Source organism: Duganella sp. SG902, assembly GCF_013376005.1.
Classification (GTDB): Bacteria; Pseudomonadota; Gammaproteobacteria; order Burkholderiales; family Burkholderiaceae_D; genus Rugamonas.
Window position 1 is genome coordinate 125,701 of the sequence record NZ_JABMJK010000004.1, and the last position, 12,517, is coordinate 138,217.

A 12,517-nucleotide genomic window follows, 5' to 3' on the forward strand; every position below is an offset into this window, starting at 1 on the left:
TTACAGCAACACAACTGAAGGAAACACGTAATGAAAAAATCCCTTATCGCTATCGCCGTACTGGCAGCTACCAGCTCCGCAGCATTCGCTCAATCGAACGTCACCATCTACGGTATCGTGGATGCAGGCATCACCGCTGAACGCGGTGGCGCGGCTGGCAGCGTCAGCAAAGTCACCAGCGGCGCCGCTTCGGCCTCGCGTATCGGCTTCAAAGGCACCGAAGATCTGGGTGGCGGTCTGAGCGCGATCTTCAAACTGGAAACCGGCGTGCGCGTTGACGACGGCACCCTGGACAACACCACCAGCACCCTGTTCAACCGTGAAGCCTACGTTGGCCTGTCGTCGAAAACCGCCGGCACCCTGACCCTGGGCCGTCAGTACACCCCGTACTACGAAACCCTGCGTGACGTTGGCGATCCATTCGCCATGGGCTACGCTGGTACCGCGAAAAACCTGTTCCCAGTTGCCAGCTTCATGACCCGCAACTCGAACGCCGTTGTGTACAAAACCCCGAACCTGGAAGGCTTCACCGGTTCCGTGTCGTACAGCCTGGGCGAAGTTGCCGGCGACGCATCGGCCACCCGTCAAGTTGGCGGCTCGCTGGGCTACGCCAACGGTCCTCTGAACGTTGCCGTTGCTTACAACAGCAAAAACAACGACACCGCGACCGTGAAAACCGCCGGCGTGGGCCACAACGCCCTGATCGCTGCCAACTACAACTTCCAAGTTGTGAAAGTGTTCGCCGCCTACTCGAAAGACAAGGGCCTGAACAGCGCTCCTCTGAACGGTTCGGCTACCGCCTACGGCTACACCTTCGGCGCGTCGCAAGACAGCACCGACGCTCTGATCGGTCTGACCGCGCCAGTGTCGGAATCGGGCACCGTGATGGCTTCGTTCATCCGCAAGAACGACAAAGAAGTTGCTAACCGCGACGCTGACCAGTGGGCAATCGGCTACAACTACGCTCTGTCGAAGCGCACCAGCACCTACGTTGCTTACGCTAAGATCAAGAACAAAAACGGCGCAGGCTACACCGTTGGTAACAACACCGAAGCCGGTTCGGGCGACAAAGCCTTCAACCTGGGTCTGAAACACTCGTTCTAATCTGATTTAATCAGGTTTAGAATCAACAACGGCTGCCTTGTGCAGCCGTTGTTCTTTTCTGAAAGCGATCATGTCCCGACGTGTCCTTGTTGCCGGCGCCATCCTGCTGGCCTCCTGCGCGGTGCTGGCCGCGCCCAAGAAGCCGGTCAAACCGGGCGTGCTGCCGCGCTACGGCATGCTGGTGTTTTCGGATTTGTGCATCCATCCCGACAGCGGCGAGTTCGGCGGCCAGCGCATCACCCTGCAGCGCTTTGCCGAAGTCGATACGGTGCTGTACGAATATACCGCCGGCGGCCTGAGCTGGCCGGTGGTGGCCAGCGACGTGACCATCGATCCGCGCGGCCAGCAGTTTTACTTCACAGTGCAGCCGCCCGACGAGGACGAGCGCACCATCAGCGGCAAACTGGCCGACAACGGCAAGACGCTGGTGCTGGAGGGCGGGTATTGCGACGACCAGTCGGTGCCGATGCGGCTGCCGCTGGTGACCGATTTCAGCCGCAAGGCCGGCACCTGCCGCGCCTGCCCCGCGCCGAAAATGAAGAAAGAGCGGGAAGAAGAAAAGCCGGTGATCGACACCGGCTCCACCACCACGGCCGCGCTGTAATTACCTGGCGGCCTTCGCGGCCTCGGCGGTCTTGCGGATGGTTTCCAGCGTCGCGCCCGGGGTGATCAGGTTGCCGTCGTAGCGCAGCTCGATCACGGCCGGCAGCTGCCTGTCGCGCGTGAAGGCCAGCGCGCGCTCCAGCGCCGGCGCGAACTCTTCGGTTTTATCCACCACCTCGCCGGCGCCGCCGTAGGCCACGGCCAGCGCGGCAAAGTCCGGGTTGTGCAGCGTGGTGCCGGACACGCGGCCCGGATACTCGCGCTCCTGGTGCATGCGGATGGTGCCGAACATGGCGTTGTTGAACACGATGATGATCACACCGGCCCGGTACTGCACGGCGGTCGCCAGCTCCTGTCCGTTCATCATATATTCGCCGTCGCCGGCGAAGGTGATCACGGTGCGGGCCGGATCGATGATCTTGGCGGCCACGCCGGCCGGCACGCTGTAGCCCATGGCGCCGCTGGTTGGCGCCAGCTGGGTGCGCATGCCGCCGTAGCTGTGGAAGCGGTGCGCCCAGGTGGCGTAATTGCCGGCGCCGTTGGTGATGATGACGTCGTGCGGCGCCAGCTTGTCGATCTGTTGAACCACCTGCCACAGGTCGAGCGGCGCTTTGCCGTCCTTGAAGATGGCCGGCTGCTGTTGCCAGGCCGCGTAATCGGCGCGCGCCTCGGCCACGCTGCCTTGCCACGCCGACGCGTCGACCGGCGCCATGGCGGCCAGCATGGCGGCCACTTGCGGCATGCCGCTGTTGATCATCAATTCCGCCTGATAGACGCTGCCCAGCTCCTCGGCGTCGGCGTGCACATGGATCAGGCGCTGCGCCGGCACCGGCGCCTGCAGCAGGGCGTAGCCGCTGGTGGTCATCTCGCCCAGGCGCGGGCCGATGGCCAGGATGACGTCGGCCTCGCGCACGCGCGCCGCCAGTTTCGGGTTGATGCCGATGCCGACGTCGCCCACGTAATTGGGGTGGGCGTTGTCCAGCAGATCCTGGAAGCGGAAGGCGCACGAGACCGGCAGATGGTTGGCCTCGGCAAAGCGCTGGATATCGGCGCAGGCTTGCGTGTTCCAGCCGCCGCCGCCTAGCAGCACCAGCGGTTTTTTGGCGGCGGCCAGCATCGCGCGCACGGTGTCGATCTGGGCCGCCGACGGCGACGCCTGCACCGGTTGATAGCCGCGCGTGTCGGCCACGCTGGCCTTGGTGATCAGCATATCCTCCGGCAGCGCCAGCACCACCGGGCCCGGGCGGCCGCTGGTAGCGATCTGGAAGGCGCGCGCGATGTATTCGGGAATGCGGTCGGCGCGGTCGATCTGCGTCACCCACTTGGCCATCTGGCCGTACATGCGGCGGTAGTCGATTTCCTGGAAGGCCTCGCGGTCGATAAAGTCGCCGCCGACCTGGCCGATGAACAGGATCATCGGGGTGGAATCCTGGAACGCGGTGTGCACGCCGATCGAGGCATTGGTGGCGCCCGGGCCGCGGGTGACGAAGCAGATGCCCGGCTTGCCGGTCATTTTGCCGTAGGCGTCGGCCATGAACGCGGCGCCGCCCTCCTGGCGGTTGATGATGAAGCGGATATCGGAATCGTGCAGCGCGTCGAGCACGTCCAGATAGCTTTCGCCGGGTACGCCGAAAGCGGTCTCCACGCCATGGATCTTCAGGGCGTCGACCAGGATCTGGCCGCCGGTGCGGGATGGTTGCGTCATTATTGTGGGCCTCGTGGGTGAATTATCCAAGCATTCTACGGCGGCGCGGGGAGGGCGGCTTTTGGAATGGCGACACCAAATTTCAGATTTGGAGGCGCGGGCTGGTACAATAGCGCCCGATGCAAGCCAGACAGCCGCTGGTCAGCGCGTAATGCCTGACGGGAGGAAGGTCCGGACTCCATAGAGCGGGGTGACGGTTAACGGCCGTCCGCCGAAAGCCCCCCGGGGTATAAGGCGAGGAATAGGGCCACAGAGACGAGCGTATTAAGTTACGGTGAAACGCGGTAACCTCCACCTGGTGCAATTCCAAATAGGCACGCGATGATGTTGCTCGCGGAGCGTGCGGGTAGGAAGCTTGAGCGCTGGAGCAATCCAGCGCCTAGAGGAATGGCTGTCATAGCGCGGGTTCGCCTGTGCCGTAACAAAATCCGGCCTATCGGCTTGCTTCAACTAATTACACGAGATGAAAACATTCATTCTCGCCCTGGACCAGGGCACGACCAGTTCGCGCGCCATCCTGTTTGACCATCAAGGCCAGATCTGTGGCTGCGCGGCGCAGGAGTTTCCCCAGCATTTTCCCCATCCCGGCTGGGTCGAGCACGACCCGATGGATATCTGGCACAGCCAGCTCAACGTCGCGCGCAAGGTTTTACACGACAACCACATCGATCCGCGTCAGGTGCTGGCCATCGGCGTCACCAACCAGCGCGAGACCACCGTGGTGTGGGACCGCAAGACCGGCGAGCCGGTCGCCCCGGCCATCGTCTGGCAGGACCGCCGCACCGCCGACCTGTGCGACGCCCTGCGCGCCGACGGCAAGGCCAAAAAGATCACCGACATCTCCGGGCTGGAGCTGGACGCCTATTTCTCCGCCACCAAGCTGAAATGGCTGCTCGACAACGTGCCGGGCGCGCGCGAAAAGGCGGAGCGGGGCGGGCTGGCGTTCGGCACGGTAGACAGCTGGCTGGTGTACAAGCTGACCGGCCAGCACGTGACCGACGTCAGCAACGCCGCCCGCACCATGCTGTTCAATATCCACCTGATGCGCTGGGATTCCGACCTGCTGCACCTGTTCGGCATTCCGGAAGCGATGCTGCCGCAGATCGTGTCGTCGAGCGAGGAGGTGGGCACCACCCACCACAGCCTGTTCGGCGCGGCGATCCCGTTGGCCGGCATCGCCGGCGACCAGCAGGCGGCCACGTTTGGCCAGGCCTGCCACCAGCCGGGCATGGTCAAGAACACCTACGGTACCGGCTGCTTCATGCTGATGCACCTGGGCCGCCATCCGGTGGCCTCGCACAACCGGCTGCTGACCACGGTCGGCTGGCGCGTCGACGGCGAGACCGACTACCTGCTGGAGGGCAGCGTCTTCATGGGCGGCGCCACGGTGCAATGGCTGCGTGACGGCCTGGGCATCATCCAATCCTCGTCCGAAGTGGAGGCCTTGGCGGCCAGCGTGCCGGACAGCGACGGCGTATTCATGGTGCCGGCCTTCGTCGGCCTGGGGGCGCCGCACTGGGACGCCTACGCGCGCGGCGCGCTGTTCGGGCTGAGCCGGGGCAGCACGCGCGCCCACATCGCCCGCGCCGCGCTGGAAGCCATCGCCTACCAAAGCGCCGAACTGATGACGGCGATGCAAAAAGACGCGTCCACGCCGCTGGTCGAAGTCCGTGCCGACGGCGGCGCCGCCCGCAACGACCTGCTGATGCAATTCCAGGCCGACCTGCTGGGCGTGCCTGTCGTGCGGCCTAAGGTGACCGAAACCACGGCCTTGGGCGCCGCCTACCTGGCCGGCCTGGCCGTGGGCTTCTGGGACAGCCAGGAAGAAATTGCCGCCCAATGGACGTGCGAGCGCCGTTTCGACCCTGTCATGTCGGCCGACCGCCGCTGCGCACTGCTTGCCCAATGGTCACGCGCCATCGCGCGCGCCAAGGCCTGGGCGGCCTCAGCCGAATAAAACCGCAACTTCGCCCCAATTCGGGGTCAGCTCTGGCATTCGGACACGGAGTGCGGTTATTTGATCTGCCTCAAGACGCGATTTCGGGGGATTTTGCGTATTGAGCTGCATCAAAAAGTAGGTTCACGTGTCCATTTGCCAGAGCTGACCCCGAACTTGGGGGGGGCGTATAATGGCGGCGAAAGCTCGGCGCGGGGTGATGCAGATTGTATAGACAAGTTGCGCGGCGGGCCTGGTGTTGAAGTAAACGTTGAAGTTCGTTGTGGCTGTTTTGTGAAGGTTCCGCATTCCTCTTGAGCGCGCTGCTGGTGCGCCATCTGGCATTTTCTCCTCTCGATTACCCGCGTTTTCCACCCATTTTCCGCTGTTGTCTATTTGATACTGCAATGTTGGTCATTTGCAACTTTATGCTTTTCATTCAATTTTTTTATCTGGGTATTCACGCGGCCAAACACATGGGTACAACTGAGGTTACACCTTCACAACCTTTCATAAGTACTTAATTTATTGGGCTATTTTGTTTCTAGCTGGCTTCAAGGAATCGCGCTAAGTCCTTAATTTCATTACTAAAATCCGCGTTTCGATTGGCTGAAACCGCTTGACCACTATTCTTGCTTCCTCTAAAGTGGGCATCTGTGTGAAAAAGTGTCTTTTTGTGGGAAATTTTGCCTGACTTAGCGGACAGGGAAGATGAATACAACTAGCCAGTTTTTTATGCTCCGCTAACCATACAGAGGTAAAAGGTAACCACGTGTTTCAAGGCGCGTCCGCAATCAATCTCGATGCCAAAGGCAGGATGTCCATCCCCGCCAAGCATCGTGACGCGCTTTCGATCCAGTGCGAAGGCCGCCTCACCCTGACGCGCCACCCCGACGGCTGCGTCATGCTGTTCCCCCGTCCCGTGTGGGAACAACACCGTCAACAGATCGCCGCCTGGCCCATGCAAGCGCGCGCCTGGCAGCGCATTTTCCTCGGTTACGCCACCGACGTGGAAATGGACAGCGCCGGCCGCATCCTGATCTCGCCCGAACTCCGCGCCGCCGTCGGCCTGGACAAGGAGGTCATGATGATGGGCATGGGCTCGCACTTCGAGATCTGGGACGCCGCCAAGATGGCGGAAAAAGAGCAGCAGGCCATGGAAGCCGGCACCCCCGATGTACTCGCCAATTTTTCCTTCTAAGGCCCCACCATCATGACCACGACAACGGTGCCTGAATTCCAGCATCGCACGGTGCTCTTAGACGAAGCGGTTGATGCGCTGGCGCTCGATGGCGCGCGCGCCAACGGCGTGTTCGTCGACGGCACCTTCGGCCGCGGCGGCCATTCGCGCCTGATCCTGTCGAAGCTGGGCCCGGACGCCCGCCTGATCGCTTTCGACAAGGATCCGCAAGCCATCGCCACCGCCGGCCAGATCACGGACCCGCGCTTCACCATCGTGCACGACAGCTTCGCCACCATGCGCGAGGCGCTGGCCGAGCGCGGCCTGAACAAGGTGGACGGCATCCTGCTCGACCTTGGCATCTCCTCGCCGCAGGTGGACGACGCCGCGCGCGGCTTCAGCTTCCGCAACGACGGCCCGCTCGACATGCGCATGGACACCACGCGCGGCATGTCGGCGGCGCAGTGGCTCGCCACTGAAACCGAACAGACACTGGAAAAGGTGATAAAAGAATATGGGGAAGAACGGTTTGCTTTTCAGATTGCAAAGGCGATTGTTGCTCGCCGGGCAGTCGAACCAATTTCAACCACACGACAGCTTGCCGGCATCGTGGCAGGCGCGGTCAAGACTCGGGAGAAGGGCAAGGACCCGGCCACCCGCACATTTCAGGCTATCCGGATTTTCATCAATAAAGAGCTTGAAGACCTTGAAGTCGGTTTGAACCACGCCTACGACAGCCTGGCGCCGGGCGGCATCCTCGCCATCATCAGCTTCCACTCGCTGGAAGACCGCATGGTGAAGCGCTTCTTCGCGTCCAAGGCCAACGTCGAACAGCCGGACCGCCGCCTGCCGATCCGCGCGGTCGATCTGCCGCAGCCGGAACTCAAGCTGCTGTCCAAGATGAAGCCTTCCGACCGCGAGGTCGACGAGAACCCGCGCGCGCGCTCGGCGGTGATGCGCGTCGCGCGCCGCCTGCCCATCCCTTCGCTGCAGGAGGGCGCATGAGCGGCAAGATCAACCTGGTGCTGACGATATTGCTGGTCGCTTGCGGCCTGTCGCTGGTTAACGCCCAATATCAGGCGCGCCATCTGTTCATCGAGCTGGAACGCGCCCAGTCGCAGGCGCGCCAGCTGGATATCGAATGGGCGCAGCTGCAGCTGGATCAATCCACGCTGGGCAAGCACGCGCGCATCGAGGAGATCGCGCGCCGCGATTTGAACATGACGCCGCTGACCGCGGCGCGCACGCAGTACCTGACGCCGGAGGCCTCCAAATGAGCCGCGGCAGCAATGTGAACACCTCACGCGTGGCCGCCTCCAAGGGCGTGGCCTTCTCGCGCAGCCCGGTGCTGGCGGTGCGTCTGCCAACCTGGCGCTCGCGCGTGGTGCTGTTCGTATTGTTCGCCGCCTTCGCCGCGTTGGCCGGGCGCGCCCTGTGGCTGCAAGGCTTGTCGACCCAGTTCCTGCAGAAGCAGGGCGAGATCCGCTACGCGCGCACGCTGGAATTGCCGGCCACACGCGGCAAAATCACCGACCGCGATGGCCAGGTGCTGGCATCGTCGATTCCAGTGAAGGCCATCTGGGCGATTCCGGACGACGTCCAGGAAGCGCCGCCGGCCAAGCTGAAACAGCTGGCCAGGCTGCTCGACATGAGCGACGCCGAACTGCAGAAGAAGCTGGACTCCGACCGCAACTTCGTCTACCTGAAACGCCAGGTGGAGCAGGACGTGGCCGACCAGATCACCAAGCTGGGTATCGAAGGCATCCAGACCCGCAAGGAGTACAAGCGCTTCTATCCGCAGGGCGAGGTGGCGACCCACGTGGTGGGCTTCACCAACGTCGAGGACCAGGGCCAGGAGGCGATGGAACTGGCGCAGCAGAAAACCCTGCAGGGCGTGCCGGGCAGCCGCCGCGTGATCAAGGACCGCCTGGGCCGCATCGTCGAGGATATCGAGTCGGTGCGCGAGCCGCATGACGGCAAGGATCTGACGCTGTCGATCGACAGCAAGATCCAGTACATCGCCTTCACGCAGATCAAGGACGCGGTCGAGAAGTTCAAGGCCAAGGCTGGCGCCGCCGTGGTGCTGGACGTGCACACCGGCGAGGTGCTGGCGCTGGCCAACTGGCCGAGCTACAACCCGAACGACCGCTCCAAGCTGACCGGCGAGCAGCTGCGCAACCGCGTGATGACCGACACCTTCGAGCCGGGATCGTCGATGAAGCCGTTCCCGGTCGCCATGGCGCTGGACGCGAAGAAGATCACGCCGCACACCATGTTCGACACTGGCAACGGCTCGATGGTGATCGGCGACCGCGTGATCCACGACACGCATCCGCACTACATGATCGACGTGCAGACCATCATCCAGAAGTCGTCCAACATCGGCACCACCAAGATCGCCTTCGGCATGCCGGCGCAGGACCTGTGGGAGATGTTCACCAAGCTCGGTTTCGGCCAGCAGCCCAAGTGGGGCTTCCCCGGCGCCGTGGCGGGCCGCGTGCGTCCGTATAAATCGTGGCGTCCGATCGAACACGCCAACATGAGCTTCGGCCAGGGTATCTCGGTCTCGCTGATCCAGCTGGCGCGCGCCTACATGGTGCTGGCACGGAATGGCGACATCATTCCGCTGTCGTTCCAGAAGGTGCATGAAGCGCCACACGGCACCCAGGTCATCAGCCCCAAGACCGCCGCCGAGATGCGCGAGATGCTGGAGATGGTGACGCTGCCCGGCGGTTCGGCCGTCAAGGCGCAGGTGCCGGGCTATCGGGTCGGCGGCAAGACCGGCACGGCGCAGAAGTTTATCGGCGGCCGTTACTCGCACACCAAATATATCGGCAACTTCGTCGGCATGGCGCCGATGTCGGACCCACGCTTCATCATCGCCGTCATGATCGACGAGCCGGTCGGCCCGTTGACCTACGGCGGCGACGTCGCGGGTCCGGTGTTCTCGGCCCTGGCGGCGCAGGCGCTGCGCGCCAAGAACGTGGCGCCGGACTCGGACCTGACCCATATCATCATTCCTGAATCTGCAGCACAGGGGAACATGTGACGACTTCTACTTTCGACCCGATGGCTATCGCGAACGCGATCCGCAAGCTGGCGCCTACGGCGAACCTGGCTTCGGACTCGCGCCGCGTCAAGCTGGGCGATGTGTTCTTTGCCTATCCCGGCGACGCCGGCGATGGCCGTAGTTATATTGAAAGCGCCATCGAGCAGGGCGCGGCGTTGATCGTGCTCGACCCGAACGGCTTTACCTGGAACGACAAGTGGACCGTGCCTTACCTGACGGTCGAGAATCTGAAGCAGAACGCCGGCGTGATCGCCCACGCGTTTTACCAGCAGCCCGATGCCGGCATGTTCACCGTCGGCGTCACCGGCACCAATGGCAAGACCTCCAGCGCCGTGTGGCTGGGCCATGCGCTGTCGCGCGCCGGCGAACCGGCGGCGGTGGTGGGCACGCTGGGCGTGGGTGTGTTCCGCCCGCGCGGCGATGTCGAGTACGACGTCACCGGCTACACCACGCCGGATGCGGTGCTGCTGGCGCGTACGCTGGCCGATCTGCGCGAGCAGGGCGCGGCCTCGCTGGCGATCGAGGTGTCCTCCATCGGCCTGGATCAGGGCCGTGTGTCGGGCATGCACTTCGACGTGGCGCTGTTCACCAACCTGACCCGCGATCACCTGGACTACCACGGCACCATGGAAGCCTACGAGGCGGCCAAGGTCAAGCTGTTCGAGTGGCCGGGCCTGAAAACGGCGGTGATTAATCTGGACGATCCGGCCGGCCTGCGCCTGATCACGCATCTGAAATCGCGCGCTCCGCTGGGCGGCAATATTCCGCTGATCGGTTACACGCTGCGGGACGCCGCCGAGCAACCGGACATCGACGGCGTGATGATGCTGCGCGCCAGCCAGCTGCGCGCGGGCCGTAGCGGCGGCACCGAGTTCCATCTGGACTGCCTGCTGGGCGTGGCGCAGGTGCGCACGCATTTGGTCGGCGCCTTCAATATCAGCAATGCGCTGGGCGTGATGGGCGCGGTGATCGCCAAGGGCCTCGGCCTGCGCGCCGCCATCGACGCGGTGGAAGGGCTTGAGCCCGCGCCGGGCCGCATGCAGCAAGTCGGCGGCCAGGATGCGCCGCTGATCGTGATCGACTACGCGCATACGCCGGACGCGCTGGAAAAAACCCTGGCCGCCTTGCGTCCGGTGGCGAATGACCGTGGCGGCCAGTTGTGGTGCGTGTTCGGTTGCGGCGGCGATCGCGATCCAGGCAAGCGTCCGCAGATGGGCAGGATCGCCCAGGCGGCGGACCATGTGCTGGTCACCAGCGACAATCCGCGCAGTGAGGATCCGCATTCGATCATCGAGCAGATTTTGGCCGGCATGGACCAGAACAATCCGGCATCGACGGTGCAGGCGCTGGACGACCGCGCCGCCGCCATCCTGTCGGCCATCAAGCACGCGGCCAAGCCGGATGTGATTCTGCTGGCCGGGAAGGGCCACGAGCCGTACCAGGAAATCAAGGGCAAGAAGCTGCCATTCTCCGACGCCGATCACGCGCAACTGGCGCTGTCGGCCCGCTTAACCATGATGAGGACGAATTAATGCGCGCAGCAGTCGCACAAATTCTGCCTTCTCTGACCGGCGCACGCTTAGTGAACGCCGGCGATGTTGTATTCGACGGCGTGTCAACCGACAGCCGTAGTGTCGCCGCAGGTGCTTTGTTCGTCGCCTTGCGCGGCGAGGTGTTCGATGCCCACAACTTCCTGTCCGACGTGGCAGGCAAGGGCGTCGCCGCGGTTGTGGTGGAAGAGGTGCCGGAAGGCTTCACGCTGCCGGCCATCGTTGTGCCGAATACCTTGGTGGCCTTGGGCCAGATCGCCAATTGGTGGCGCAAGCAGTTCAACGTGCCGGTCATCGGCGTCACCGGCAGCAACGGCAAGACCACGGTCAAGGAGATGATCTCCGCGATCCTGGCCGCCGCCTATGGCGACGAAGGCCGCCTCGCCACGCGCGGCAATCTGAATAACGAAATCGGCGTGCCGCTCACGCTGTTCCGCATGAACGCGCAACAGCAGGCGGCCGTGATCGAGATGGGCATGAACCATCCAGGCGAAATCGGCCGCCTGGCCGCCATCGCCGGCGCGAATATCGCGATGGTCAACAACGCCCAGCGCGAGCATCAGGAATTCATGCACACGGTGGAGGCGGTGGCGCGCGAGAACGGATCGGTGTTGTCCACGCTGCCGACCGACGGCGTGGCCGTGTTCCCGTATGGCGACGAGTTCACTCAGATCTGGGAGGAGCTGTCGGCAGGCCGCCGCCTGCTGCGTTTCGGCTTCACCAAGGACGCTGAAGTCAGCTGCACTTTCCGCGCCAGCGATTTCGAAAGCGAGATGTTCATCACCATCTGCGAGAGCGAGGCCGACACGCGCCAGTTCTTCGTGCGCCTGCAGGCGGCCGGTGAACACAATGTGCGCAATGCGCTGGCCGCCGTGGCGTGCACTTATGCCGCCGGGGTGCCGCTGGAGCAAATCAAGCTGGGACTCGATACCTTTGCGCCGGTCAGCGGCCGTCTGCAGAAGAAGCAGGCGGTCAACGGCGCCGTGGTGATCGACGATAGTTACAACGCCAATCCGGATTCCGTGCGCGCCGCCATCGACGTGCTGTCGAAAGCCGCCGCGCCGCGCGTGCTGGTGCTGGGCGACATGGGCGAAGTCGGCACGCAGGGCCGCGAGTTCCACGAAGAGATCGGCGCTTACGCGCAGGACAAGGGCATCGAAACGGTGCTGGTAACAGGCGAACTGGCTGCCCACATTGTTGGCGCCAACGTTCGTCATTTTGAAAACTTTGGCGATTTGCTGTCCGCGGTGGACGCGGCGGTGTCGCCTGATGCAACTGTATTAATCAAGGGCTCCCGTTTCATGAAGATGGAGCGGGTCGTGCAGCATTTGATTGGGTCGCAACAAGCTAACAAGGAAGGTCACTAATC

At 63.4% G+C, this 12,517-nt stretch carries 10 protein-coding genes and 1 other RNA gene; 10 read left to right on the forward strand and 1 reads right to left on the reverse strand.

Annotated elements, in window-relative coordinates; genetic code table 11:
* Nucleotides 1-30: 30 nt before the first annotated feature.
* A complete protein-coding gene (locus FHW83_RS09960) occupies nucleotides 31-1,104 on the forward strand; it encodes a porin (RefSeq protein WP_176646207.1) in 1,074 nt (357 codons plus the stop codon).
* 70 nt (nucleotides 1,105-1,174) lie between these two features.
* Entirely contained in the window at nucleotides 1,175-1,708 is a 534-nt protein-coding gene (locus FHW83_RS09965) for a hypothetical protein (protein ID WP_176646208.1), read from the forward strand.
* Here the strand turns inward: FHW83_RS09965 and FHW83_RS09970 are convergent, their stop codons facing one another.
* A complete protein-coding gene (locus FHW83_RS09970) occupies nucleotides 1,709-3,412 on the reverse strand; it encodes a thiamine pyrophosphate-binding protein (protein ID WP_176646209.1) in 1,704 nt (567 codons plus the stop codon).
* Nucleotides 3,413-3,530: 118 nt separating this feature from the next.
* Between FHW83_RS09970 and rnpB the strand changes: the two genes are divergently transcribed.
* From rnpB to murF, 8 genes are all read left to right on the forward strand, one after another.
* An RNA gene (rnpB, locus tag FHW83_RS09975) (RNase P RNA component class A) lies at nucleotides 3,531-3,864 on the forward strand.
* A gap of 11 nt (nucleotides 3,865-3,875) precedes the next feature.
* Nucleotides 3,876-5,369, forward strand: coding sequence for a glycerol kinase GlpK (glpK, locus tag FHW83_RS09980; protein ID WP_176646210.1), 1,494 nt, complete (start codon nucleotides 3,876-3,878; stop codon nucleotides 5,367-5,369).
* A gap of 751 nt (nucleotides 5,370-6,120) precedes the next feature.
* Complete coding sequence (gene mraZ / locus FHW83_RS09985) at nucleotides 6,121-6,549, forward strand: division/cell wall cluster transcriptional repressor MraZ (protein ID WP_176646211.1); 429 nt, start codon at nucleotides 6,121-6,123, stop codon at nucleotides 6,547-6,549.
* 12 nt (nucleotides 6,550-6,561) lie between these two features.
* Entirely contained in the window at nucleotides 6,562-7,533 is a 972-nt protein-coding gene (gene rsmH, locus FHW83_RS09990; RefSeq protein ID WP_176646212.1) for a 16S rRNA (cytosine(1402)-N(4))-methyltransferase RsmH, read from the forward strand.
* Nucleotides 7,530-7,805, forward strand: coding sequence for a cell division protein FtsL (gene ftsL, locus FHW83_RS09995; RefSeq protein WP_176646213.1), 276 nt, complete (start codon nucleotides 7,530-7,532; stop codon nucleotides 7,803-7,805). Before rsmH ends, ftsL begins: the two co-directional genes overlap by 4 nt.
* Complete coding sequence (locus tag FHW83_RS10000) at nucleotides 7,802-9,577, forward strand: penicillin-binding protein 2 (protein ID WP_176646214.1); 1,776 nt, start codon at nucleotides 7,802-7,804, stop codon at nucleotides 9,575-9,577. The genes ftsL and FHW83_RS10000 overlap by 4 nt, the downstream gene beginning before the upstream one ends.
* 20 nt (nucleotides 9,578-9,597) lie before the next feature.
* Nucleotides 9,598-11,130 (forward strand): UDP-N-acetylmuramoyl-L-alanyl-D-glutamate--2,6-diaminopimelate ligase, encoded by a 1,533-nt coding sequence (locus FHW83_RS10005; protein ID WP_176646590.1) that lies wholly within the window; start codon nucleotides 9,598-9,600, stop codon nucleotides 11,128-11,130.
* A complete protein-coding gene (murF, locus tag FHW83_RS10010; RefSeq protein WP_176646215.1) occupies nucleotides 11,130-12,515 on the forward strand; it encodes a UDP-N-acetylmuramoyl-tripeptide--D-alanyl-D-alanine ligase in 1,386 nt (461 codons plus the stop codon). The genes FHW83_RS10005 and murF overlap by 1 nt, the downstream gene beginning before the upstream one ends.
* Nucleotides 12,516-12,517: the final 2 nt, after the last annotated feature.